25 protein-coding genes, 3 tRNA genes and 1 rRNA gene are annotated in these 25,531 nt (G+C 44.2%); 18 read left to right on the top strand and 11 right to left on the bottom strand.

Annotated elements, in window-relative coordinates; all coding sequences use genetic code 11:
• Positions 1 to 181: ribosomal RNA gene (locus L5M28_RS09340) — 16S ribosomal RNA — on the bottom strand; the annotation flags it as partial.
• Positions 182 to 924: 743 nt separating this feature from the next.
• Complete coding sequence (pssA, locus tag L5M28_RS09335) at positions 925 to 1,758, bottom strand: CDP-diacylglycerol--serine O-phosphatidyltransferase (RefSeq protein ID WP_263195822.1); 834 nt, start codon at positions 1,756 to 1,758, stop codon at positions 925 to 927.
• A gap of 94 nt (positions 1,759 to 1,852) precedes the next feature.
• Between pssA and L5M28_RS09330 the strand changes: the two genes are divergently transcribed.
• Entirely contained in the window at positions 1,853 to 2,320 is a 468-nt protein-coding gene (locus tag L5M28_RS09330) for a DUF4124 domain-containing protein (RefSeq protein WP_263195823.1), read from the top strand.
• A gap of 270 nt (positions 2,321 to 2,590) precedes the next feature.
• On the opposite strand, the gene clpB is transcribed toward L5M28_RS09330, so the two are convergent.
• The 3 genes from clpB to rluD form a co-directional block, all read right to left on the bottom strand.
• Complete coding sequence (gene clpB / locus L5M28_RS09325) at positions 2,591 to 5,164, bottom strand: ATP-dependent chaperone ClpB (RefSeq protein WP_198573010.1); 2,574 nt, start codon at positions 5,162 to 5,164, stop codon at positions 2,591 to 2,593.
• Between the two features lie 199 nt (positions 5,165 to 5,363).
• A complete protein-coding gene (pgeF, locus tag L5M28_RS09320; RefSeq protein WP_263203168.1) occupies positions 5,364 to 6,098 on the bottom strand; it encodes a peptidoglycan editing factor PgeF in 735 nt (244 codons plus the stop codon).
• On the bottom strand, positions 6,099 to 7,073 hold the full coding sequence (gene rluD / locus L5M28_RS09315; RefSeq protein ID WP_212601714.1) for a 23S rRNA pseudouridine(1911/1915/1917) synthase RluD: 975 nt from the start codon (positions 7,071 to 7,073) through the stop codon (positions 6,099 to 6,101).
• Between the two features lie 122 nt (positions 7,074 to 7,195).
• Here rluD and L5M28_RS09310 point away from each other — a divergent pair, with 122 nt between their 5' ends.
• The 6 genes from L5M28_RS09310 (at position 7,196) to hmpA (ending at position 11,790) form a co-directional block, all read left to right on the top strand.
• The gene (locus L5M28_RS09310; protein WP_263203167.1) at positions 7,196 to 7,957 is read left to right on the top strand and encodes an outer membrane protein assembly factor BamD; all 762 of its coding nucleotides are present in this window, start codon (positions 7,196 to 7,198) and stop codon (positions 7,955 to 7,957) included.
• Positions 7,958 to 8,184: 227 nt separating this feature from the next.
• Positions 8,185 to 8,260, top strand: a tRNA-Phe gene (locus L5M28_RS09305).
• Positions 8,261 to 8,314: 54 nt separating this feature from the next.
• Positions 8,315 to 8,401, top strand: a tRNA-Leu gene (locus tag L5M28_RS09300).
• Between the two features lie 68 nt (positions 8,402 to 8,469).
• Positions 8,470 to 8,556 (top strand) — tRNA-Leu (locus L5M28_RS09295).
• 165 nt (positions 8,557 to 8,721) lie between these two features.
• The gene (locus L5M28_RS09290; protein WP_173496965.1) at positions 8,722 to 10,347 is read left to right on the top strand and encodes a methyl-accepting chemotaxis protein; all 1,626 of its coding nucleotides are present in this window, start codon (positions 8,722 to 8,724) and stop codon (positions 10,345 to 10,347) included.
• A gap of 249 nt (positions 10,348 to 10,596) precedes the next feature.
• Positions 10,597 to 11,790, top strand: a complete 1,194-nt coding sequence (gene hmpA / locus L5M28_RS09285; RefSeq protein ID WP_168825053.1) for an NO-inducible flavohemoprotein — start codon at positions 10,597 to 10,599, stop codon at positions 11,788 to 11,790.
• A gap of 96 nt (positions 11,791 to 11,886) precedes the next feature.
• Here the strand turns inward: hmpA and L5M28_RS09280 are convergent, their stop codons facing one another.
• Positions 11,887 to 12,609 (bottom strand): pseudouridine synthase, encoded by a 723-nt coding sequence (locus L5M28_RS09280; RefSeq protein ID WP_263172380.1) that lies wholly within the window; start codon positions 12,607 to 12,609, stop codon positions 11,887 to 11,889.
• A 160-nt stretch (positions 12,610 to 12,769) separates the two neighbouring features.
• Between L5M28_RS09280 and L5M28_RS09275 the strand changes: the two genes are divergently transcribed.
• Positions 12,770 to 13,696, top strand: a complete 927-nt coding sequence (locus tag L5M28_RS09275) for a TPR end-of-group domain-containing protein (protein ID WP_212601711.1) — start codon at positions 12,770 to 12,772, stop codon at positions 13,694 to 13,696.
• 106 nt (positions 13,697 to 13,802) lie between these two features.
• Here L5M28_RS09275 and L5M28_RS09270 read toward each other — a convergent pair whose 3' ends face one another.
• Complete coding sequence (locus L5M28_RS09270) at positions 13,803 to 14,438, bottom strand: helix-turn-helix transcriptional regulator (RefSeq protein WP_263168028.1); 636 nt, start codon at positions 14,436 to 14,438, stop codon at positions 13,803 to 13,805.
• 147 nt (positions 14,439 to 14,585) lie between these two features.
• On the opposite strand from L5M28_RS09270, the gene L5M28_RS09265 reads away from it, so the two are divergent.
• Both L5M28_RS09265 and L5M28_RS09260 read left to right on the top strand, forming a co-directional pair.
• Complete coding sequence (locus L5M28_RS09265) at positions 14,586 to 15,200, top strand: NADPH-dependent FMN reductase (protein WP_028759265.1); 615 nt, start codon at positions 14,586 to 14,588, stop codon at positions 15,198 to 15,200.
• A 56-nt stretch (positions 15,201 to 15,256) separates the two neighbouring features.
• Entirely contained in the window at positions 15,257 to 15,673 is a 417-nt protein-coding gene (locus tag L5M28_RS09260; protein ID WP_113939921.1) for a VOC family protein, read from the top strand.
• Between the two features lie 67 nt (positions 15,674 to 15,740).
• Here L5M28_RS09260 and L5M28_RS09255 read toward each other — a convergent pair whose 3' ends face one another.
• Positions 15,741 to 16,079: a DUF1971 domain-containing protein gene (locus L5M28_RS09255; RefSeq protein WP_168825047.1), complete on the bottom strand. Its 339-nt coding sequence runs from the start codon at positions 16,077 to 16,079 to the stop codon at positions 15,741 to 15,743.
• Between the two features lie 241 nt (positions 16,080 to 16,320).
• Between L5M28_RS09255 and L5M28_RS09250 the strand changes: the two genes are divergently transcribed.
• The gene (locus L5M28_RS09250) at positions 16,321 to 16,791 is read left to right on the top strand and encodes a YcxB family protein (protein ID WP_219255296.1); all 471 of its coding nucleotides are present in this window, start codon (positions 16,321 to 16,323) and stop codon (positions 16,789 to 16,791) included.
• A 68-nt stretch (positions 16,792 to 16,859) separates the two neighbouring features.
• Here L5M28_RS09250 and L5M28_RS09245 read toward each other — a convergent pair whose 3' ends face one another.
• Complete coding sequence (locus L5M28_RS09245; RefSeq protein WP_113939919.1) at positions 16,860 to 17,423, bottom strand: acetate uptake transporter; 564 nt, start codon at positions 17,421 to 17,423, stop codon at positions 16,860 to 16,862.
• A gap of 818 nt (positions 17,424 to 18,241) precedes the next feature.
• Here L5M28_RS09245 and L5M28_RS09240 point away from each other — a divergent pair.
• The 5 genes from L5M28_RS09240 to L5M28_RS09220 all read left to right on the top strand — a co-directional run bounded on the left by L5M28_RS09240 (position 18,242) and on the right by L5M28_RS09220 (position 22,113).
• A complete protein-coding gene (locus tag L5M28_RS09240; RefSeq protein ID WP_028759260.1) occupies positions 18,242 to 18,478 on the top strand; it encodes a hypothetical protein in 237 nt (78 codons plus the stop codon).
• Between the two features lie 362 nt (positions 18,479 to 18,840).
• On the top strand, positions 18,841 to 19,704 hold the full coding sequence (locus L5M28_RS09235) for a MipA/OmpV family protein (RefSeq protein WP_263203165.1): 864 nt from the start codon (positions 18,841 to 18,843) through the stop codon (positions 19,702 to 19,704).
• Between the two features lie 5 nt (positions 19,705 to 19,709).
• A complete protein-coding gene (locus L5M28_RS09230) occupies positions 19,710 to 20,120 on the top strand; it encodes a DUF3019 domain-containing protein (RefSeq protein WP_028759258.1) in 411 nt (136 codons plus the stop codon).
• Positions 20,120 to 20,833 (top strand): response regulator, encoded by a 714-nt coding sequence (locus L5M28_RS09225; RefSeq protein ID WP_006080570.1) that lies wholly within the window; start codon positions 20,120 to 20,122, stop codon positions 20,831 to 20,833. Before L5M28_RS09230 ends, L5M28_RS09225 begins: the two co-directional genes overlap by 1 nt.
• 11 nt (positions 20,834 to 20,844) lie before the next feature.
• A complete protein-coding gene (locus tag L5M28_RS09220) occupies positions 20,845 to 22,113 on the top strand; it encodes an ATP-binding protein (RefSeq protein WP_168825043.1) in 1,269 nt (422 codons plus the stop codon).
• An 85-nt stretch (positions 22,114 to 22,198) separates the two neighbouring features.
• Here L5M28_RS09220 and L5M28_RS09215 read toward each other — a convergent pair whose 3' ends face one another.
• The gene (locus tag L5M28_RS09215; RefSeq protein WP_219250279.1) at positions 22,199 to 22,504 is read right to left on the bottom strand and encodes a DUF1289 domain-containing protein; all 306 of its coding nucleotides are present in this window, start codon (positions 22,502 to 22,504) and stop codon (positions 22,199 to 22,201) included.
• A 177-nt stretch (positions 22,505 to 22,681) separates the two neighbouring features.
• Here L5M28_RS09215 and L5M28_RS09210 point away from each other — a divergent pair, with 177 nt between their 5' ends.
• On the top strand, positions 22,682 to 23,218 hold the full coding sequence (locus tag L5M28_RS09210) for a DUF4136 domain-containing protein (protein ID WP_219250280.1): 537 nt from the start codon (positions 22,682 to 22,684) through the stop codon (positions 23,216 to 23,218).
• A gap of 94 nt (positions 23,219 to 23,312) precedes the next feature.
• Here the strand turns inward: L5M28_RS09210 and cysM are convergent, their stop codons facing one another.
• The gene (gene cysM / locus L5M28_RS09205; RefSeq protein ID WP_105249981.1) at positions 23,313 to 24,191 is read right to left on the bottom strand and encodes a cysteine synthase CysM; all 879 of its coding nucleotides are present in this window, start codon (positions 24,189 to 24,191) and stop codon (positions 23,313 to 23,315) included.
• Between the two features lie 212 nt (positions 24,192 to 24,403).
• On the opposite strand from cysM, the gene cysP reads away from it, so the two are divergent.
• A complete protein-coding gene (gene cysP, locus L5M28_RS09200) occupies positions 24,404 to 25,411 on the top strand; it encodes a thiosulfate ABC transporter substrate-binding protein CysP (RefSeq protein WP_263203164.1) in 1,008 nt (335 codons plus the stop codon).
• Positions 25,412 to 25,531 lie beyond the last annotated feature (120 nt).

Genomic DNA, 25,531 nt, shown 5'->3' with positions numbered 1-25,531 from the left:
TATGCGGTATTAGCAGTCGTTTCCAACTGTTATCCCCCTCGACTGGGCAGATCCCTAGGCATTACTCACCCGTCCGCCGCTCGCCGCCTCAGGAGTAAACTCCCTTGCGCTGCCGCTCGACTTGCATGTGTTAGGCCTGCCGCCAGCGTTCAATCTGAGCCATGATCAAACTCTTCAATTAAAGTTTTGTTGCTTCCGTCTTGCGACTTCAGCGGCTCAATGAATTCTGATTTTTTGTTTCTCGCACTCCTTATAAAAGAAGGGCTGAAACAAACTGTACATATTACTATGAACACTCATTGTTACATTGATTTAAATTTTTGACTGCCAACCCGAAGGTTAAGCAGTTTCGATTAACTCAACACCTGTGAGTGTCCACACAGATTTCTTGTTTTATCTTGTTAAAGAGCGTTGACCACATACCGTTGCCGGCGGGTCGTGCTGATGCTTCATCAGCTCAGGGTCGTGCATTTTACGCATTTCCCGTTTCGCGTCAAGGAGTATTTAACAACTTCTTGCTGCGCTTGAATTAAGTGCTTAAAAGCTACTGAATTCAACCTAACTCGTCAGCACGCTTTCGCTGTCTGCCGTGTCAGTGGATGCGCATTATAGGCAGTGAAACTTTTTGTGCAAGGGCTTTTTTAACAATCTCCGCCAAGCGAATAAATAACCACCAAACTGCAGAAATATACTGCAATACTGAGCAATATCGCTGTTTGGGTTGATAAGTTTGGCAGAAGGAATAGCCTATTGCTGGAGTTTTAATAGATTGAATGGGCATAAACAGAAGTTGATAGCTATTTTCGCTATATCTATCAGTAAACCTCTAAAAGCGTTATGCCCAGTGTGATGTCTTACTCTTGTTTGCACCTAGCTAATGATAAGCACTGATCAAAAGCACGAGCCCTAAGATTTATGCTCTTCTTATTTCTCTTTTTCGATATTTGTAGCGCTTTGTATTTGTGCTGCAGCTTGGGTTGAGGAATTGATCTCGACATTCGTCACCGTATCATCACCGACAATATGAGCGACTTTAAGTTTTCTCACAGTTCGAATCGTAATGATCGGACCTGAAATCGCATATAAGTAAAAACCGACGCATAAGATCAATGCAGGTTGAACTGACACCACCACAAATACACCTACGACCAGTAAGATCACGATAAAGTTAACCTTGCCACGCCAGTCAATTTCTTTAAAAGAGTGATAGCGAAAATTACTGACCATCAATAGACCAGTTGCCGCAGTCACAAGGGCTGCAATCCAACTGATATTTTTTCCATCGAGACTGTATTGATTACCAAGCCAAATGCTGCCAGCAATAACAGCTGCAGCGGCCGGACTAGCGAGACCTTGAAAATAACGCTTATCGGCAACGCCAACTTGCGTATTAAATCGAGCGAGCCTGAGTGCCGCACCTGCACAATAAATAAATGCCGCCAACCAACCAATTTTACCTAAGTCGGCTAATGCCCAATTGTAGGCGAGTAGTGCTGGCGCCATTCCGAAGGACACCATATCCGCCATACTGTCGTATTCGGCACCAAAATCACTTTGGGTATTAGTCAGTCTTGCCACTCGACCATCGAGACCATCACAGATCATGGCTATAAAAATGGCTATTGAAGCAGCTTCAAAGTTAGCATTCATGGAAGCAATCACAGCATAAAAGCCAGAAAACAATCCTGCTGTCGTAAAAAGATTAGGCAGTAAATAGATACCTTTATTCTTTACTGTTTGATTTGAAGAATTTTGCATACACTTATTACGCTAGTTCAGTGAAGAGAAGTTAGCTTTCAAGATAACATATTTTATTATCATGTCGATGAGAGACCAGTTAGGGATAATTTCGATGTTAAAAGTGAACATGTTCAGAATAATACTGTATCGATGGCTCTGGCTCGGCCTTTTCATTGGCCCCGTTTCTGCGGGCGTTATCTATACTTGGGTCGACGAAAATGGGGTGACGCATTACAGCCAACAAGCCCCGCAACAAGAAAACATCAAAGCAGAAAAGCTCTACAGTGAAGATTTAGAGCAGGCGAAAGTGGGTTTTATCGCACCGGTAAAGAAAGCGGAAGCCACTTCTGAAGCCAATGAATTAGAAAAGTCAGCGGCGCTGATTAAAGAAAAAGACACCAAACAGGCTAAATCCATTTGTGAGAGTGCAAAACACAATTTAGAAATACTCACAACGCATACTAAGCTTATCCGCCAAACTTCCGATTCAGGTGAATCTGTCGCTATGACTGAAGAAGATCGCCAAGCCTCGATTGCCCAGCAGCAGGAAAGAATCAAACTCTTCTGTGATAAGAAGTAGCCAAATTTACTATGCCACTACATTAATGAACAACGATTAAGCTGATGCAATAAAAAAGGAGCCGAGTTAAAAACTCGGCTCCTTTCATTTTAGTGCTTGAAGCGGGAGCGATACTGACTAAAACAGCGCTATCTCTTATTGCAAGATAGTTTATTTCAAGCTCGTTCATTCAAGAACGCTTATTTCAGTTCGCCTATTTAAACATATCCAACTTCAAGCTTGCGATTAACGTATCGCATTCAAACAACACACTAAGTTACTAGCTACTAGTTATTGCTCGAACACTAACTCGCCACCCGCACAGCTGACCTTGATCGGTTTACCCGGTAACAAGTCACCACGCAGTAATTTCTGCGCCAGCGGGTTTTCGACTTCTTGCTGCAATGCCCGTTTCAACGGTCTTGCACCATACACAGGATCGAAACCAATTTCCGCAATCAATGATAATGCGTCGTCGGTGATCTCCAATGTATAGTCCTTTTCAGCCAAACGTTGGCGTAAGGAAGCAATTTGTATCGAAGCAATACGTTTGATATTGGCAGCATCCAATGGATGGAACACCACAGATTCATCGATACGGTTTAAGAACTCGGGTCTGAAACTGTGAGTGACGACATTCATTACCGCCGCTTTCATCTCTGCATAGGTCACTTGACCAAATCCTTCTTGGATAATGTCGGAGCCTAAGTTCGAGGTCATGATGATCACTGTATTTCTAAAATCGACAGTACGACCTTGACCATCGGTTAAGCGTCCATCATCAAGCACTTGCAGTAAAATGTTAAACACATCGGGATGCGCTTTCTCGACTTCGTCGAGCAATATCACCGAATAAGGTTTACGACGAACGGCTTCCGTTAAGTAACCGCCCTCTTCATAACCTACGTATCCTGGAGGCGCACCCACTAAACGCGATACTGAGTGTTTCTCCATAAACTCAGACATATCAATGCGCACTAAAGCCGATTCGGTATCAAATAAGAACCTCGCCAGTGATTTACACAGCTCAGTTTTACCTACACCTGTTGGGCCTAAGAACAGGAACGAGCCAATCGGGCGATTTGGATCCGCCAGACCCGCGCGGCTACGACGAATCGCATTCGCGACCGCATCGACGGCTTCGTTTTGGCCGATCACACGCTCGTGCAGCGCCACTTCCATTTGCAGTAATTTTTCGCGCTCGCCTTCCAGCATTTTCGATACGGGTATTCCCGTCGCTTTCGACAGTACTTCGGCGATTTCGAACTCAGTAACCTTGTTACGCAATAACGTCATGTCCTGCATTTCGGCTTGCGATGCCAAATCGAGCTGTTTTTCAAGCTCAGGAATACGACCGTATTGCAGCTCAGACATCCGAGTTAAATCACCCGCACGACGCGCCACTTCTAAGTCCATTCGAGCCTGTTCGAGATCGGCTTTTATGTGCTGAGTGCCCGCTAATGCGGCTTTTTCAGTACGCCAGATTTCGTTCAACTCTGAAGCTTTCGCTTCAACGTCACGTAATTCCTCTTGCAGATGGTCAAGCCTGCGACGACTCGCCTCATCATTTTCTTTGGCTAACGCTTGCTCCTCCAGTTTGAGCTGGATAGCACGACGTTCGAGCCTGTCGAGTGACTCAGGTTTTGAGTCCATTTGCATGCGGATGCTCGATGCCGCTTCATCGATCAAATCGATCGCTTTATCGGGTAACTTACGGTCCGACACATAACGGTGCGACATGGTCGCCGCCGCCACAATCGCCGGATCGGTAATTTCCACATGGTGATGCAGCTCGTAACGTTCTTTCAGTCCACGCAAAATGGCGATGGTGTCTTCAACGCTTGGCTCATCCACCAGCACTTTTTGGAAACGACGTTCAAGCGCCGCATCTTTTTCAATATACTGACGATACTCATCAAGCGTGGTCGCGCCCACACAGTGCAAGTCACCACGCGCTAACGCAGGTTTAAGCATGTTACCCGCATCCATTGCGCCCTCACCTTTACCGGCGCCGACCATAGTATGCAGTTCGTCGATGAAGAGGATCACTTGACCTTCTTCCTGCGCCAGCTCATTAAGTACCGCTTTTAAACGCTCTTCGAACTCACCGCGATATTTAGCGCCCGCAATCAATGAGCCCATATCGAGGGATAAGACACGCTTATTTTTAATCCCCTCAGGGACTTCACCATTAACGATACGCTGGGCAAGTCCTTCAACAATCGCCGTTTTACCCACACCCGGTTCACCGATAAGGACAGGGTTATTTTTACTGCGACGTTGTAACACTTGGATCGTACGGCGAATTTCATCGTCACGGCCGATCACAGGATCTAACTTGCCTTGTTCGGCTCGCTCGGTCAGATCGATAGTAAACTTCTTCAACGCTTGGCGTTGATCTTCAGCGTTCGGATCATCCACTTTTTGGCCGCCGCGCATTTGTTCAATGGTTTGTTCCATCAACTCTTTGGTCGCGCCGGCTTTTTTCAGCGCTTGCGCAAGGGCATCGGCACCTTCTAACGCAGCTAATACAAATAATTCGCTAGAGATATATTTGTCTTTACGCTTTTGCGCCAATTTATCACACAGGTTTAATAAACGGATTAAACCTTGGGATAATTGTACATCGCCGCCCGTACCTTCGACTTGAGGTAAGCGTTCCAGCTCTTGACTCAAAAGCGAACGCAGCGCACTCACTCGAATGCCAGCTTGGGTCAATAAGGGATGGATTGAACCTGAATCTTGGTTCAACAATGCCATCATCAAATGCAGCGGTTCAATAAACTGATGATCACGCCCAAGTGCGAGTGACTGGGCATCAGAGATGGCAAGCTGAAATTTATTGGTCATACGATCGAGTCGCATACAGCCTCCTAACACTCATATAGTAGAGATATGCCAATCCACAAGACATCTTGCCAATTTAGTGGCTTTAAAATCAGTACCGCTAATGGAGAGATCTAAATAGGATTGGTATTACATTTCGTTAGTTAAAAGATGGGGGCTATTTAGCCAAATTCAAGCGAATAACGCGCAAATAAATACAAACTGTAGGGGAATTAGCTTAAGACTTAAGCCAGATCAATGAAGCCATGCGTCCCGTCACCTTATCGCGACGATAAGAGAAGTAATCCGTGTCGCTGACTGTGCAGATATCTGCACTATAAATATGGTTTATCCCGAGTAAACTCAAGCGTAATTTAGCCAAGCCAATAATATCGGCAAGATACTTGTTACCACTTGGAATAAAACACGCTGCAGACTGCGGATGTAAAGTACAAAAGGCTTGCTGTACTTCAACACCGACTTCAAATTTTTGTGGACCAATAGCCGGGCCGAGGTAGGCAAACAACTCATCCATAGGTGAACTAAACTGCGCCGCGGTGGCCTCAATCACGCCATCACATAAACCACGCCAACCAGCATGGGCCGCAGCCACTTCGGTTCCCGCTTGATTACACAACAACACAGGTAAACAATCGGCAGTCATTACAGCGCAAACTTGGCTAGCCGTTCGGCTGTAACTGGCATCGGCAATCTGTGTATCCACAGCAGGAGCTAAGCTCCCCGCATCTAAATTAAGCACATGAGTACCATGCACTTGCTCGAGCCAGACAGGCTCAGCGGTTAACGCTAATTGTTTGCAGAGTAATTCACGATTAGCCATCACCAGCTCCGGCGCATCACCGACATGCAGTCCAAGATTCAGACTGTCATAAGGATGCACGCTCACACCGCCATGACGATTTGTCATAGCGATGCTGACATTAGCGGGAACAGGCCAATCGTGATTAAACACTTACAAATACTCGATCGGATGCTCGACCGTGTCTTGACGCAGTGCTTTCGTCAAAATCACCATGTCTTCAGGAATTGGCGCGTGCCAGCTCATGATTTCACAACTCACAGGGTGCGCTAATTCAAGACGCACAGCGTGCAGAGCTTGGCGCTTGAAGTTTTTCAGAATATCAAAAAACTCTGGGCTGGCCCATTTCGGCGGTTTTGGACGACCACCATACACAGGATCGCCCACTAATACGTGGCCTATGTATTCCATGTGCACACGAATTTGGTGAGTACGACCCGATTCAAGGCGCAATCTTAGACGAGTGTGATTACGGAATTTTTCCGCCACACGATAATGCGTCACAGCAGGTTTACCTGAGTGATGCACCGCCATATGAGTACGTTTCGTTGGATGACGACCAATCGGCTCATCAACAGTACCGCCACCTGTCATAGTCCCCATCACAATCGCTTCGTATTCACGAGTGATTTCACGGGCCTGCAAGGCGGCAACTAAATGGGTTTGCGCTTCAACGGTTTTGGCTACAACCATTAAACCTGTAGTATCCTTGTCCAGACGGTGCACAATACCAGCACGTGGTACATGCTCAATATCGGGACAATGGTGCAATAGTGCATTCATCAAAGTGCCATCGGCATTGCCTGCACCAGGGTGAACCACGAGTCCCGCTTGCTTGTTGATCACAATAATGTCGTCATCTTCATAGACGATATCCAGATCAATGGCCTGTGCCGCTGCGTGAACTTCTTCTTCAAGAGTGGCATCTATGAGTATCTGTTGCAGCTCATAAACTTTCTCTCGGGGCTTATTAACGACAACGCCGTCAACATGAACTGCATCAGATAGGATCCATTCCTTGATGCGCGTGCGCGAGTAATCTGGGAACAACTCTGCTAGGGCCTGATCTAATCTCAGTCCAGTTTGTGTTGCCGAAATCTCGCTTTTTAGATTAATCTCTTGTGTCATAGGAACCGTATCCCCATTTAGGGGTCAAAAAATGTGTGCTATCTGTTACAATCGGATGTTTTCTATTTTATAGTGAAATGGAAAAATTCTTAACTACAACTTAAAAAGAATTGAATTCAAGTATGTATAAATTTTCCAAAAGCGTTACCTTAGTCCTATTTTCACTAGCGTTATCAGCCTGTAGCAGCAGCCCTGATGATAACGATATTGCCGCCAAAACGTCACCTGATGTACTTTATACTCAGGCAAGAACCTCTATGGAGCTTGGCAATTACTCTAAAGCTGTCCGTTCTTTGGAAGCGTTAGACTCACGCTTCCCCTTCGGACCTCACAAAACTCAAGTCCAGTTAGACCTGATATATGCTTACTATAAAATGGACGATGTCGCTTCTGGTATTGCGAACATAGACAGATTTATCCGTCTTAATCCAACTCATCCAGATGTAGACTATGTGTTCTATATGCGCGGTTTAGTGAACATGCAAGCCGACAATTACATGTTCCACGACATGCTTAATATCGACCGAACCGATCGTGACCCTAAAAATGCTCAAGATGCTTTCAAAGATTTTGATCGTCTTATCAAAACCTACCCTAACAGCAAATATGCCGCCGATGCGCAAAAACGCATGTTAGCGTTGAAGAATCGCTTAGCAAAATATTCAATTCAAGTTGCCGAGTATTATCTCAAGATGAATGCATGGAGCGCCGCAGCAATCCGAGCACAATCTGTAATGGAAACATACCCTGGCACCCCTTCAAATGAACGGGCATTAGAGATAATGATAGAAGCTTATGGCGAATTAGGTCAGAGCAAGCTGAAGCAAAACGTGCTCATGGTAATGCAAGCTAACTTCCCAAACAATGAAATCTTATCAAACTAACCGAGAATGCCCCTTTAATAGGGGCATTTTTTGCTTGGTGACCCTAATAAGCCATAAATAGATAACGCTAAGTTCTCAGTGTGGATAGTGGTTTGGCTATTTTTACATCCTCAATACCAACACAAATGACACTTTCGTGTAAATCTTATCCAACTGAGTCACTTTTTCCGTTATTTAGTAAAAATCTATTGACTCAAAACCCGAAAAGCCTTTAAATTGCGCCCGTCGCCCGAATAGCTCAGTCGGTAGAGCAGAGGATTGAAAATCCTCGTGTCCCTGGTTCGATTCCGGGTTCGGGCACCATCTTTAAATGGGTTGCGATAGCGACTTATGTTAGAGAACTGCGATAGATACAGTGCAGGTGTGGTGGAATTGGTAGACACGCCAGCTTCAGGTGCTGGTGCTCGCAAGGGCGTGGAGGTTCAAGTCCTCTCACCTGTACCAAATTGCAGTTCAAAAGTTAAGATTCACAGTGTTAAGATTGTCAATTCGATGAAATATCGAATAGCCATGCAGATGTGGTGGAATTGGTAGACACGCCAGCTTCAGGTGCTGGTGCTCGCAAGGGCGTGGAGGTTCAAGTCCTCTCATCTGTACCAACATTTAAACCTCGCCAAGCGAGGTTTTTTTGTATCTAAAGCAAAATAAATTTTCTGTAACTCTCCCCTCTTTCCTCAGATTTGCTATACCTATTGTTACAGACTCATCATAGGGATAGATAGAGTTCTGCCTAAAGGACTCTTTAGTTCACTGAGGCTATCCATATGAACGGTTTACAAATAAAACAAAAAATGTTTATCGGCATTCTGGTTCCCCTTGTAATGCTAATGACGATTGGCTTTCTCGCCATTAATATGATGGGTAAAATTGAATCGGGTGTTGAACGTATCTATGGCGATAGAGTTGTGCCACTAGACGATTTAAAAGTGATTGCTGATAAATACGCGGTCGATGTTATCGATGCGGTCAATAAGGCGAACGCGGGTGGTTTCACCGCCTCTCAAGCAGCTGAAGCGCTAGACAGTGCCAAATCTACCATTACCCAGCATTGGCAAAAATACTTAGCCACTGAACTTACCTCAGAAGAATCCCGACTCGTAAAACAAGCCGAAGTGCTGTTCTCACCCGCAAATCAACAGATTGACACTCTGGTCTCACGCTTAAGAGGATTAAATGGCGATGTATCAAGCCAATTATCGGCCAATATCCTGCCGCTTTACCAAGTAATAGACCCCATCAGTAACCAAATATCTGAACTGATTGCACTGCAAATTCGCGTGGCAGGCGAAGAAAAAGATCGTGTGAATGCCATTTACCAATCTTCAATCACTATTTTTGTAGCATTAGCCTGTGCCGCCATGATTATCAGTATTGTGATTGGGCTCTGGGTCAATCGCAGCGTGATGAATCCTATTAATGACATTCTCAGTAAACTTAAGCTGATCCATCAAGACTCAGATCTTACCGTCAAATTCACTACTTTTAATCACGATGAGCTAGGACAAATATCCACTAGCCTCACCCAAGTTATTGAACACTTGCGGGGCATTCTTCATTCGATTGCCGAAGCGGCAAATACCGTTAATAGTTCAGCAAATGAGTTAAGTAGCTTCACGCAGGCAACCAATAAACGTATGCAACAGCAGCAAGCCGAAACGGAGCAAACTGCAACGGCCATGAATGAGATGACGGCAACGGTCGCAGAAGTCGCCCAAAGCGCATCTGCGGCGGCAGATTCAGCCAAAGATGCCGACACCTATGCAGCCAATGGCAATAATATTGTGATGCAATCGATTAGCAGTATGTCGCAATTATCTGATCAAATTCAAAAAACGGCACAAGTCATTGGATTTCTGTCTAATGAGAGCCAAAATATCGGCCGCGTACTCGATGTGATAAAAAGCATTGCCGAGCAAACCAATCTATTGGCATTAAATGCCGCCATTGAAGCGGCCCGCGCGGGAGAACAAGGCCGCGGCTTTGCAGTCGTTGCGGATGAAGTGCGGACCCTTGCGCAGCGCACCCAAAAGTCTACCCAAGAAATTGAGGCCATGATTGCCACACTACAACAAGGCGTTAAAGAAGCAGTTAACGCTATGGAAATAGGTATAAATCAAGTAGATGATGCTAATGATAAAGCTAATCAAGCAGGCCAAGCACTGAAAGAAATCGTCTCCTCAGTAGATAGCATCACAGAACTTAATACTCATATTGCGACCGCTGCCGAAGAACAAAGTAGCGTTGCCGAAAGCATTAATCGCAGTATTATTGCCATCAGCGATATTGCCGAACATTCCACCGCATCGGCGGCTGAATTAAGTGAATCTGTGGTTAATTTAACTAAACTCGCCAACAGCATGCGCAATCAAGTGAGTGCATTTAAACTCTAAGTCAAAAAACCACACTATGACTGCAATAAGCTTTGCTGTTGCAGTTAACCTCCCTCCCCCCTCTGTAATGCATTGAAATAAAATATTTATTCATCATTCCCCTATCTCATATCCGCTTTGATAAAGCACTTCAAATGACCTTAATCACGCTTGTCGGTAGCACGAATTGCGATCATCACTATTGATCCAAATCAAATAGATCTTTAAACTTATTTAACATTCATAATATTTGCACGTTAAGGAATTTCTATGTTGGACAGCCGTACAATCCAAGTTATCAAGAGCACTATCCCCTTACTCGAATCCGCAGGCCCTGCGCTGACGACCCATTTTTATGAACGTATGTTCAAACATAATCCTGAACTAAAAGATGTATTTAACTTGGCACACCAGCATTCTGGTGGCCAGCCTGTTGCCCTGTTCAACGCCGTCGCGGCTTATGCTAAAAATATTGAAAACTTAGCGGTGCTAAGTTCGACTGTCGAGCGCATTGCCCAAAAACATACAGGCTTTCTGATCAAGCCTGAGCAATATGCGATCGTCGGCAGCCACTTATTGGCCACCCTTAAAGAGTTAGGCGGTGATGCAGTAACAGAAGAAGTATTAGAAGCTTGGGCGCAGGCCTATGGATTTTTAGCAGATATCTTTATTCAACGAGAAGCTCAAATTTATCAGGCACATGCAGAACAAGATGGCGGTTGGTTAGGTGAGCGTCAGTTTATCATTAGCGCGAAAAAGACTGAGTCCACAGTCATTACCTCCTTCATATTGACGCCCGAAGATGGTAAGCCAGTTAAAGATTTCATTCCTGGTCAGTATTTAAGTTTAAAACTAAAACATCCCAATTTAGCATATGAAGAAATCCGTCAATATTCCCTATCCGATGCACCGAATGGCAACAGCTACCGCATCAGTGTGAAACGTGAATTAGGTGGCCAAGTGTCTAATCTGCTACACGATACCATGCATATCGGTGACAAAATTGCAGTTATGCCGCCGGCGGGAGATTTTATCTTAGAAGTTGGGGCGGACATCCCCGTAGTGCTCATTTCGGCAGGAGTGGGTCAAACACCGATGAAAAGCATGTTGAATCAATTGATCAAGTTGCAACATCCAAGTGCTATTACTTGGCTACATGCCTGTGAGCAAGGTGATGTACATGGTTTCAAACAGGCTATTCACACCAAGCGCCAGCAACATCATAATCTGAAGAGCCATGTTTGGTATCGCAAGCCGAGTTCAACCGATGTGGTAGGTACAGATTATGATTTCGAAGGACAAATGGAATTAAGCAAAGTCGCAGACCAACTGCTTCCCCATGCACGTTACTATTTCTGCGGGCCTATTGGATTCATGTCAGCCATCAAGCAACAATTACTCGTTCTGGGTGTCTCAGCTGAAAACATGCACTATGAAGTATTCGGCCCCCACGCCGATCTCTAATCCCATGTCACTGGCTTGGGACACTTGACTCTCAAGTCCATTTTTATATTTAGAATACGCAGAATAATGGCTGATAAATTGAAGTGATCTATGTCTCTAAGCTACCGGTTTACAGCGGATGCAAGCCACTTCTGCGGCAGTCAGCACACGACTTTCGCCCGACGCCAGAGCTTCATCCAACACAATATCACCTATTGATAATCTATGTAGACCAACAACTGGGTTTCGAAAGCGGCCAAACATCCGCTTAATTTGATGGTACTTACCTTCCTTTAAAGTCACTTCAGCAACATGGTCAGCAATGATCACCAATTTAGCGGGCTGAGTCATTACTTCTTCAAAGCTGAAATACATGCCTTCGGCAAATGCGGCTATATATTCTTCAGTTAATGGATTAGCTAAGGTGACACGATACACTTTATCGACCTTATGCGTCGGTGACATTAGTGCATCAGACCAGCGGCTGTCATTGGTCAGTAATAACAAACCCGAAGAATTTAAATCTAGCCTACCCGCGATATGTAACTCATCACGGGCTTCGCAATCGAGCAAATCAATCACAGTTTTATGCTGAGTATCTTTAGTCGCGCTCACCACGCCAATCGGCTTATGCAACATCAAGTAAACTGGCGTGTTGGCCTGTAATATTTGCCCATCGAGTTGGATGTGAGAAAACTCATCCACTTGCCTATCCATGTCCTTCACTATCAATCCATCGACACGAACTCGGCCCAAGAGTAACAGTTCACGCACCGCTTTACGGTGAGTGTGTAACTGGGTACAAAGATAACGATCGAGTCGGCCGCGCTTAGACTGCATAACACCACAAATGACGAAATATGAATGGGATAGCCATTCTAGCAGGATGCGAGTTCAGGTCATAGCGAGCCAATACAGTAAGCATCACAGAGGTTATTTAGAGCAAAATTAGATCAAACTAGGCAAAATTTGTTAAGCTAGGCGTTCAATTCATCTTATTGTGAGTGGTTACCGCATCAAAAACTTATCTGCAAGTCCCGTTATGATACGTTCGAACCTGCTATTTTTAGCCTTGTTTTTAGTGATACTCGCGAGCTCATTCTTCACTCAAGCGAGCGATGCAGTAAATCCCCCTGAAGCGCCTCAACCTTTCGCCATCCATGATAAACCGCTGATAGAGCGCTACGTCTTCGATGAACTCAAATCCCTCAGATACGATCAACAGGATCTTGAGCGGCGCCTCACCATAGATATCACAGATCGCGAACTGGCCGTTGCCGACAAGTCGATGAATTACGCCAATGTCACTGTCACTTACTTCTTTTATATGATCGCCGGCGTCGCCTCTTTAGTTGCCTTTATCGGCTGGCAATCCCTACGGGAAATCAAGACACATACCGCCAAACTGGCCGCGAATCAGCTACAGAGTATTGCCGAACAATACGAAGAAAAGTTCAAATTACTCGAGCAAGAACTCAAGCATAAGAGTCGTACTATCACGGATAATAATCGTGAAATAGAAGTGATTAATGAAATTCATAATCTGTGGCTACGCGCCCAAAGTGCCCAGACACCCGAACAAAAAATTGAAGTCTACGATGAAATCCTCACGATTCGACCTGGAGACTTGGAAGCGCTGACCTACAAGGCCGATGCCGCAATGGAAATGCGCGAATTTAATTGGGCACAAAGCCTATGTAATCGTGTTTTGGAAGTTGACCCAACTAACGCCCATGCTTTTTATCAAAGAGCCTGCGCCTTTGCGTGTTTAGGTGTTGAAGATAGGGCAATTTCTGATTTGGAACGTGCAATCCATAACAGCGCATCCTTCAAAGAGCTAGCGTTGGATGAAGCTGATTTCTCACAACTTAAAGGGCATCCTCGTTTCGAAACCTTATTGGCCTATCACGAACCTGATAAGCCCTAAGCTCCGAGGTTTAAGCCCATAACGAATGCTTAATATATAGCGTTAGCTTTCAGTGACGTTTTATCCCACAGATAAAACGCCTCAAGCGAACAACTTAACTGCACTACTAGACTATCGTCGCAACTTTAATTGCCGCAATCTTATATGCACAGCGGCGAGCACCTTCGATGATATGTTCTTCGCGGCTCACTAAGGCGATATCAGCGAATAACTGCTGGAAAAGTTGCAACTCAGAGCGGCAAAAGTTCAAACACTTAGTCGCTGCAGCGCAGATTGGACAATGATTTTCGAGTAAAAAATACACGCCATCGATGTGTTCCATGGTCGCCATATAACCTTCGTTCGAGCGTAATTTCGCAAGTATGGCCAAACGTGTCGGAATATCAGTAGCACCTTCCATTGCCGCACGATATTGGACTAACGCACTTTGCTCCCTGTGACCGATAAGCTTATCCAAGCCTTGGTCGCCAAAGATCATTTTTACCGAGTCAATCAGCTGTACCGTCAATTCCTCATGGCGATCGGCAAAGTGAGTACGGCTTTGTTCGGTCAATCCCCAGTAACGTGTTGGGCGACCGCGGCCTTCAACTCGATCCTCAATATCCACATCGCCCATATCTTCCAAAGCTTGCAGATGTTGACGCACCCCCATAGTCGTTAACGCCAATTCCTCCGCTAAGGTTTTAGCAGTAAGCGGGCCATGCAACTTGAGTAATTGAATAATCTTATCAGTAGTTTTCATTGAGTTTCCCCGATTTCAGCCGAAGCATTATCTCCCAATCTCCGCTGCTTTAACAGATTAAATAAACTTTTTCATTTACTTTATCCTTTACAATATTAAATAAAGCAATTACCTTACAAATAATTTATAAACAAATAGGTTTACTTAATGAAATTACTCATCATCAGCACCAGCCAAAGACCCGATTCACAAAGTGCTAAAGTCGGTCGTTATATCGCGGAAAGCAGTTTCTCATCTCCCCACAACATGGGTTACGACACGATACATCACTTAGAACTATGCCTTTTTAATCTGCCCTTTTGGGATGGAGAAGAAGACAACAAAGGTGAACACTGGCCCGAAATAGAACACAGAGTCGATGAAGCCGATGCGCTAGTGCTGATCACCCCGGAATGGGGCGGCATGGCATCACCATTACTGAAGAACTTTTTGTTGATGTGTACTCGCGAAGAAACCGCCCATAAACCCGCCTTATTAGTTTCAATATCGGATGGTATTAGCGGTACCTACCCTATCGTTGAAGTGAAGATGAATGCCCTTAAAAACAATAAATTAGTGCCCATACCCGATCACTTAATCATCCGAAATGTCAGCCATGTACTCAATGCAATCCCTGAGAGTGCCCGCGATATCGCGCTTAGGGAAAGAGTGCAATACAGCTTATATATGCTGCATCAATACGCCCAAGCATTAGCCCCCATTCGTGAACAACATGCCAATCAAGCGTACCCAAAACAGCAGGAGTACTGTTACGGTATGTAAGCGGCTTGAGATTTTAACCACCAGCAACAGACTAAAATCATTACAAGGAACGCATTATGATTCATTTAGAGCATATCAATTTAGTGGTAGACGACATCCCCGCAGCACTGCGCTTTTATCAAGCGGCTTTCCCCCATTGGCGTGTTCGTGGTGGTGATAAAGGCACTTGGTACGGCAAACCCCGTAATTGGATTCATTTTGGCGATGATTATCAATACATTGCTTTTAGTGACAATGGTGAAGGTGAAAACCGCGATTTGGCTGGTCATCAAATTGGACTGGCGCATTTTGCCTTTGTGACCGACAACTTAGATGCTGTGATAGCAAGACTGACTCAGGCAGGTTTCCCTATTGCCAAAGATGGCATGGATGATCCCTATCGACGCAATATTTACTTCTTCGATGCCCATGGTTTTGAAGTGGAATTTGTGGAGTATTTAACTGATATTCCAACGGAACGAAATCGCTATTAGCGTAAATCGTTATTAAAAAGAAGTAGCCAAGAACCGCATGTAGTGAATAGGGTATAGGAGCCAGGTACTATTCGCTTCGCTCGGATTGTTGCTGCGCCACTATGGCCGAATCCTTATGGGCATAAAAGTGGAGTCTAAACTGAGTATCTTCGGTCAGTAGCTCCACTTTATGCCAATATTCAGGATGTGAAATGGCGGTTTCACCTGCGCGAATAATAATTTCTTTATCTAACTCGCCCCTGCTACCCGTATAGCCATAAAACTTTAAGCTGCCCGTTAACACTTGGATTTGCCCATATACGCCAGCCTTAGTATTGTGCATGTGCAGCAACATTTTAGGGACGTTGTCATGGTTGAAAACCGGCGTTGATTTGTAATTGACAAAATCTTTGGGGACTAGGGCCATGATGTTTTGCACTCCTTGCGTCAAATCACGAAAATCGAACAATGCTTACGGCAAGACTAATATAGCCGTTGCCGTATTTCTGTCCAACTCATATCTTGACCTGTATTAACGAGCGGGTTTAAACGTCGAATTTGAAAACACCAAAGTGCTCATTCATGCTTGCAATAGCAAGGTTAGTTACTTTCATCACTGTAATCGCTACACTAGCCCGCATTAAGTGCCACCTCAATTAGATGACATGATGCCAACGCCCTATTCATACTCCACAACGTATATTTTAGATAAAGCCCATTTCGATGAATGCTATACACAATCAGTGGTACCAGATCCCACGCTCAAACCTTACTACAAAGCCATTGGATTAACACTGATAGGTATCGCGCTTATTTTCACCGATATTAGCCTTTATTTAGCTTACTTTTTTGTTGGGTTAGGTGTTATCGAAGCGCTCAATGTGAAGTATCACAAAGCATGGTGGTTGATGCGTCAGATGATGAGTAAAGCGGCCAGCAATGAGGTCACACTCACTATTGATGGGCAAGGGATTCATACTCAATCCATGTCTGTGACCAGCCAAATTTTATGGACCGACATTTACCGGATTAAAGAAACTGAAAAAGGCTTCTTGATCACCCACAAAGCAGGCACGAGTTATGTTTCTCTCCGTAGCTTAGATGAAGCAGCTGTGGCCTATATTAAAACTAAAATCTAGTACAGCTAACACCCATAAAAAAGGCTGATCTTCATCAGCCTTTTTTACAACTCTGCATTGCTGAATCGTTACTTTTTCAATTCACCAACCGGTAAAATCGTACGGCCATACTCATTATTAAGCACCTGCGCCATCGCAAAATAAATCGCACTCGCACCGCAAAGTATCCCTTCAAAGCCCGCAATAGTGCCAATCAAGGCGCTACCCGTAAAATCACGCGCCGCCAGCAGAAAAAATAAGATAGTCAAAGAAGCAAACACAAACTGTTTGGCTCTTGGATAACGCAAAGAACCCACAAACATAAATGCCGTGAATATGCCCCAAAGCGTTAAATACCAGCCCATAAAATACGTTGGACTCGCCGCAATGCCAGCATTAGGCATTAAAATGAGGCCCACTAGCGTTAACCAAAACAAACCGTATGAGGTAAATGCCGTCGTACCGAAAGTATCGCCGCGCATGAAACACATAATCCCCACAATTACTTGACCAATGCCGCCGTAAAAAATCCCCATGGCTAAGATCATAGAATCAATAGGGAAATATCCCGCATTATGAATGTTTAACAAAATTGTTGTCATACCAAAGCCCATTAAACCTAATGGCGCTGGATTAGCCAGTTTTGTAGACACAGAGTTCCCCTAGAGAAAAATCAACAATTCAATAAAAATCAATAGCATTTGCCATTAATCTTATGCACGCGCACCTGCGAGAGCGGCGCATTCTAGAGGATAGCTATAATCTTAGCAATGTAATCATCAAAAACAAACTAACACATAAAAATAAACAATAAAAACATAAAGTTAAAATAATAAACTGTAAAATAAAATTTAAACTAAAAAACACATAAAAATTAATTCTTTTTAATTCAATATTCTAGAAAAAAACGGTCTACAACATGCGTCATATCTCATTTTATATGACTTCTTATAACTACCGCATAATTCAGTTAACAGCGGCGATTAAACCTTCATTAAAAATCGACCATAAACAGTGATAATAATGCACTTTATCGCAAATAAGTCCTTAAAGTGATGCAAGCAGCACTTTTGAAAGAAATCCAAGTTCTACTGTACGCACAATTAAGCACACAATTAAGCGCATAAGTTAAGCACATAAGTTTATGTGCAGAGTTTCATCAATAAATTTCAAACACAAGTTCAAAAGAGCCAACTTAGCGCGCATAAGTTCAGAGGGAGGGTTGTGAACCTAACTCAAGCAGCAAAAGATGCTGAGAATGAATCAAACTAGAGCAAATAAAGTACACTTATCCAGCCCATTTACTTGAAGCGAATCAAGGGAAAACAAGGTAAAAAACCTTAATCAAGAAAGGTCAAAATTATTTATATCTAAAACAGAATAGCAGTGATAAATTGCTAATGTTGGCACAGTGGTATTAAGAGAATGCTTCTTAATCTGTGATTAACAATACATAACTAAAGGAAATAAAATGAATAAGTTATCAGCTGTTTTTACTCTATTGGCATTAGTAAGTTTCACTTCCTTTGCTGACGACTCCTCTTTACCGCCTGCACCAGCAGCCGATCTCGCTCAGTTGAAAGAAGTGTGCCAGCAGATGGCCTCTGAAGATCAAGTCGAAAATGCTGAGCTAAAACAATATGTGCTTGATTGTGTAAACGATCAATTGACAGAAATGGGCTACAAGTCAGTTACTGAGGTCAATTAATCTTCATTCTAATCTCTGTGTTATTACCGCAAAGTAGGTTATTCGGCTCCAGTCTGTGCCATTCACACTTGCGAATGGCATTATTATTTCCAAGCAACACAGCTTTTACATCATAATTAACATCATTTCAGTTACACTCGAAACTTATAAAACACAAAATTTAACATCCACAATTAACCGTACGAAAGCTGCCAAGATAAGCTTTTAGCATGACTATCAACATATTGTGCAATTCATAAATTTATTATTTAATTGATAGCTGTATCATTTTGCATCTCCGTGAATGAAACCACTGTTGAATTGAGCATAAAATGCTAATCTGTTTTCCTGTATTGTTAACCTCAGCCCTTAATCGTTAAATCATGTATCGTATTCTTTTTGTCCTCATTACAAGTTTAAGTATTTTGCCTGCAATCGGAATGGCGAAAGAAGCCTGTGCACCAGAAAATCAATGTATTGAGATGAACAACTGGGATCTAGGCATCGCCATAGGCTGGGGACAAAAAAGCAATCCACTCAGGGATTTTGACGATATTCCATTGTTCTTTATTCCAACAGTGGCCTATTACGGCGAACACTGGTTCTTCGACAATGGTAATTTAGGTTATACCTTAGCCGAGCAAGAAAGCTTTACAATTAACTTAGTAACAAGTTATAGCTTAGATAGAGCCTACTTCTATCAATGGGACCCATCGAATATCTTTTTGAATCGTGGCACTCAAGTTGAAGCCAAAGCCATAAATAGTATGGCTTTGTCGACTGAGCCCGAGCCTGAGTTTAATTCCTTAGAGACTCGGAACTTCACCTTACTTGGCGGTGCCGAAGCATTCATCTATACGCGGCTCGGTATTATTAGATTGGCGTACACCCATGATATGTTTAATGTTCATCAAGGTTCAGAAGCACAAATAAAATGGACCTATGGCTGGGATTACGATCGTTTCATTTTTGAGTTTGCGCTGGTATTTGATTGGAAGAGCCAAGCCGTAGTGGATTATTATTACAGCGTTAGACCCAGTGAAAACGCCTATTGGAGTGAACAATATCAAGCAAAATCAGGTTGGGATAAAGGTGCGGAAATGACGGCCCGTTACATATTAACTGACAATTGGGATCTACTGTTGGCAGTTCGTTACACTCTAATTGCCGATGAGATTGCCGCCAGTCCCTTGTTAGACCAAGACTATAGCAGCACCTACTTTATCGGCGCAGCCTATAGGTTCTAACGTTAGTGACACTGCCTCAGTTAAGCTTGCTTTGCTTTATAGGTCTAAGCCTCGGCTTAATGGGCCAAAGTTCAGCACAAGCCAAAACTCGTGACTCGGCACTCAAACTCACACCCGAAATTTGCATCACAAGTTCAGAAACTGAGGCCTGTGACGTCTATATAGAACTACAGTGGGAACTCGCTAAAGATGAGCTTATCTGTATCTTGTCCGACAACGCCGCCTATCCAAAATGGTGCAGTGATTCAGTTTCAACCCATACGTTAAGCATGAAAATCCACACTATGACGGATATTCAATTTGTCATGGTGAGTAAAGACAGTAACCAAACTTTGGCTGGTGCCAAACTTAAAATCACTTCTGCATCACAACCTCAGGTTCGCAGACGTTACCGCAACCCTTGGAGTTTATTTTAATGACAAGCCCACAATCGAACCACAGAGTATTATTGGTTGAAGACGACGTTCGCCTAGCAAACTTGATTGTAGATTACCTAAAATCCCATGGTATGCATGTTGAAGTTGAACGCCGTGGCGATACAGTGCTAACACGATTAATCAATTACAAGCCAGATATCATACTGTTAGACATTATGCTACCGGGCATGGATGGTCTCACTCTGTGTGAGAAACTGCCCGATTATTTCGCAGGTCCAATCCTATTGATGAGCGCACTTGGCTCAAGTGAAGATCAAATCAAAGGACTAGAACTCGGTGCCGATGACTATGTAGTCAAGCCCGTCGATCCTGCTCTGTTAGTTGCGCGGATCAACAACTTACTTCGCCGTCAGAATCAGCCACCACAGGCAGAATCACACTGTCTAACCTTCGGTAAATTGAGTATCGACCCGCATACCCATGCGATTCGTCTTAATGAAACTGAAATTGATCTCACCAGCCATGAATTCGAATTGCTGTGGTTACTGGCCTCGCAAGCGGGCCAAGTGCTCAGCCGTCAGTATATTTATCAGTTGTTACTCAATATTGATTTCGATGGTAAAGATCGAAAAATTGACGTGCGGATCTCTAGATTACGTAAAAAACTCAACGATAATATTGAGACACCTTTCAGAATTAAAACCGTTTGGGGACAAGGTTATCTCTTTGCTCCTGAAGCTTGGAATAACTAAGCACAAATACAGTGAAACGTCTCTTTATCAGTTTATATCTGCTACTCAGTCTCAGCGTGCTTGGGATTGGCTGGACACTCGACAGCCTGTGGCAGAAGAATGTTGATGACAATAATGCCCTCGATGCGCCGTTAGTGGCATTGGCGCAATTATTAGCGGAATTACCTCCCGATGCCCGCCAACGGTATCTGGAGGCGATCCCAGCGAACCCTGTGATGCCACTGCAATTACTCAATGCAGATCAAGTCGCGCTGGCAGATAATCAAGCGTTAAGCACAAGCAAGGTGTTCACCACCACGGCCAATGATGATAGCCTGCTGCAATTTATTCGAGTAGACGATCAAGTCTTAATGGCAGGGCCGCTGGACATAGATCCCAGAGCCAACCTTCGCAGCCTGTTCACCCTGTTCTTTTATTTATCGCTCGCCCTCGTTGCGCTAATTTGGGTCGGCCCGCTTTCACGGGATTTGAGCATACTGCGTAAGGCCACCAAAGAATTTGGCGAAGCCAAATGGGACACGCGGATTACCCTGTCAAATCGCTCCCAAGTTAAGCCCTTAGCCAATACGTTTAACGAAATGGCGCGACATATCAGCGCCTTGATTGAGAACCAGAAACACCTATCTAATGCGGTATCCCATGAGATCCGCACGCCACTGGCGAGGCTCAAATTTGCTCTTGCACTTATGCCTATGTATTGTCAGCCAGATTCGGACGAACAGAAGCGACAAGACTTTCTCGACGAAATGCAGCTCGACATCAAAGAAATGGAAGACTTACTTCAGGAACTGCTAACCTATGCCAGCTTAGAGTCACAGCGAGAAGGTATCCAGTTGGATGAGTACGATTTAATTAATCTCATCAATCAAAGTATTAAGCGCCTAGAAACCTTAAGTCCAACGCCTATAACGCTCAAAGCCGAAGTCGAAAAACTGCCCTTATTCGGAGAACCCGCATTAATCGAACGGGCGCTACAGAATTTACTGACCAATGCACAACGCTTTGCCCGCACTGAAATCATCATTGAGGTTAAGCAGACCCAGCACAGGGTCAATTTAAGTGTGAGTAACGACGGCGAACCTATCCCTGCAGTGGATTTACCCAAAGTGTTCGAGCCTTTTTATCGCAGCCAATCGGTACAGAATGGCAATAAAGGACATGGTTTAGGCCTTGCGATCATCAAACGGATTATGCAACGACATCAAGGGAATGTGAGTGTTACCAGTGATGCACAACATACTCGATTTAGTTTAATCTGGCCGAAAAAACGTAAGCTGTAATAGGAATCGAGATGAGACTATTACAAGTCAGTCATGAATCCCACTCGCGAATATAAAAACGAGTTAAACAAGTCAATTCAACCTATTAGTCTAGCTCGAAGCCACCAAAATCCAGATCGGCTTCAGGCTCAGGCTCAAAATTCAACTGTGGGTTTAACGCTGCTCTTTCTTGCTCTATTTGTGCTTGCCTTGCTTTCATCATCGCTAACTGGCGACGACGTTTACGTTGAGTACACAGGCGAATGACATCATACTTTTGCGCATCTGAAAACGTTAACCAATTGAATCTTTCGTCACGGCTTCGCAGGCAACCATTACAGTAACCGCGCGCATCGGTAACACACACACCGACACAAGGACTCGGGATATCAAAAAAAGCTAACTGTTCCATAACCCGCCGCTATTCCTATCTAAAAATAAACCATACTCAAAACGATCCGTGCTAAAAAACAAAGCGTGTGGATTGCATTCAAAGCGATTCAAATACAACACACTTATCTAAAGTACTTGCAGAAACAACCTTAATCAAGGCACATTGAACAGAGTTTGTACAACTTGGAGCACTATCATGGGATACCGTCACTTTGCCAGTCTGCTCGTCGCTGTTGCCTTATTAAGCGCTTGCAGCAGTAAACCGAAAAACGATTATGATCTCAATTACGACTTCACCGCACTACGCAGCTTTACCCAGTTAACACCACAGCCGACGGATGACCCGTTAAGCGCCCAGCGTATTCAAGTAGAAATTAACAACCAATTGACTCAAAAAGGGTTTGTAGAAAATACAGCGTCGCCCGACTTTAACGTCGCCTACGCCTTACTCACCCAAGATAAGCCCAAAGATTCAGGGCTATCCATTGGATTAGGCACAGGCACATTCGGAAATTCGGGCGGGATTGGAATAGGCACCAGTGTTGGCGTGCCGCTGGGGAGTGATACCGCTAAAATTCAAACCATTCAGATAGATATTGTCGATCCTAAGACCAAAGCTCTTATTTGGCGTGGCAGCGACAGCTATGATTTCGATGCAGGCGGTAACGAGAAAGCCCAAGATACCGCCAAAGCCGTCAACCGAATTTTGGCGCAATTCCCACCGAAAAAATGATCACGTTTTAAAGGGTAAAAATGGGCGTATCTCGCCCATTTTCACCCATCAAATATTCATATCGCTCAATATGCTTAAAGTAAAAATCTAGGACTCAGGAAAAAAGCCCTGACGAAAGGTAACGATCGCCCCTATCACAGACAATCGCCACGACCACAGAACCCGGATATTGTTTAGCAATCTCCAGCGCAGCAAACACGGCACCGCCCGAACTGACTCCTGCACAAATCCCTTCCTCTCGCGCTAAAGTTCTCGCCATGGCTTTTGCATCTTGCTCTTCAATATCCATAACTAAATCAACCCAAGAAGCATCAAAAATCCCAGGCAAATATGCCTGCGGCCAACGCCGAATCCCTGGAATAGCACTGCCATCGGCGGGTTGAAGGCCGACGATAGTGATGTCGGGATTACAACTTTTAAGGTATTTTGACACACCCATTATGGTACCTGTCGTCCCCATACTTGACACAAAGTGGGTAATTTTGCCTAGACTCTGTTGCCAGATCTCAGGGCCTGTCGTGAGGAAATGGGCATTAGCGTTATCTTGGTTATTAAATTGATCCAGCACCTTACCTTTGCCTTCGCTTTGTAACTGCAGCGCCAAATCCCGCGCAGTCTCCATGTTATCCACTAGCATGAGTTCTGCGCCATAGGCTTGCATCGCATCCTTACGCTCCTGAGTCGAATTATTCGGCATAATCAGGATCATCTTGTATCCTTTGATTGCCGCCGCCATCGCCAGCGCAATCCCAGTATTGCCACTCGTTGCCTCAATAAGCGTATCACCAGGACTTATTTCTTGGCGAAGTTCGGCCTGAATAATCATATTGAGTGCAGGACGATCTTTTACTGAACCCGCGGGGTTATTGCCTTCCAATTTTAACAGTACAGTGGAAGTACCACAGTTAAGCCGCTGCAAGCGAACCAGCGGAGTTTGCCCGATGCAGGCTTCAATTGTCGGAAAGTCAGACACTAGGATTATCCTTTACTTGATAAAAACAACTAAGCGATAGCCTATTCTAAGTCGGTTACCACTGACAAACACGGTGAATACTGCTTATAACATAAAATAAATCGCTCATAGTTATTCAAAAAAGTTCTATTCAACTGGCTTTTTATAAACAATTAATTCTATTACTCTAGGTGCCATAACGCTGACAAAATTGCCAGATTAAGGAGTTAAAAATGTCTGTAAAATTGATAAAGGCCCTGCTAGGAACCCTCATTCTGGGAACCTCACTCAATGTGACTGCCGCAGATCAAACCCTGCTTAATTCCTCTTATGATATCGCACGGGAATTATTCAATGCCTACAACCCCGTTTTTGCCAAACATTGGGAAGAGAAAACAGGTAAAACCGTCGAAATTAAACAATCCCATGCAGGCTCATCTGCACAGGCACGCTCGATTCTGCAGGGATTACCCGCAGATGTGGTGACCTTTAATCAAGTGACAGACGTACAAGTTCTGCACGATCGCGGTAAATTGATCCCTGAAAATTGGCAACAATTACTGCCTAACGCCAGTTCACCTTACTATTCCACCATCGCATTTTTGGTACGCAAAGGTAACCCAAAGCAGATCAGCGACTGGGGCGATTTAGCTAAAGATGACGTTAAACTGGTCTTTCCTAACCCAAAAACCTCTGGTAATGCTCGCTACACTTATTTAGCCGCATTAGGTTATGCTCAGAAAAACTATGGTAAGGATAATCAGGTTAAACTGGATCAATTCCTGAAAAAATTCCTCGGTAATGTCGCAGTATTTGATACAGGCGGCCGCGGTGCGACCACCTCCTTTGTTGAACGTGGGATCGGTGATGTATTAATTACCTTTGAATCGGAAGTGAACAATATCCGCCAGCAGTATGGTACGGACGATTACCAAGTGGTTGTACCAAAAACCTCGATTCTGGCAGAGTTCCCCGTCGCTGTGGTTGAGAAAAATGCTAAGCGTAACGGTACACAGGAACTCGCAACTGAGTATTTGAATTATCTCTACAGCGAAGAAGCGCAACGTCTACTGGCAGGATTCAGCTATCGTGTACACAACGAAAAGGTAAAAGCTGAGTTTGCTAAGCAGTTCCCTACCGTTGACCTGCTGACTGTTGAGCAAATCATCGGTGGTTGGGATAATGCCATGAAAACGCAGTTTGCTAACGGTGCAAAACTCGATGAGCTATTAAAGCGCTGATATCGTCCTTAATGTAGTAAGATATCAACATTGAACCCGAGCAAAGTCTCGGGTTTATCGCTAATTGGCATTTATCAATCAGTGTTAGCCGTAAAGATTGCATCCTACAAATGGCTTGAG

This window comes from Shewanella sp. SW32 (assembly GCF_025653365.1).
GTDB lineage: Bacteria > Pseudomonadota > Gammaproteobacteria > Enterobacterales > Shewanellaceae > Shewanella > Shewanella oncorhynchi.
The sequence above is the reverse complement of the archived record's forward strand: the minus strand, read 5'-3'. Positions and strand labels throughout refer to the sequence as shown.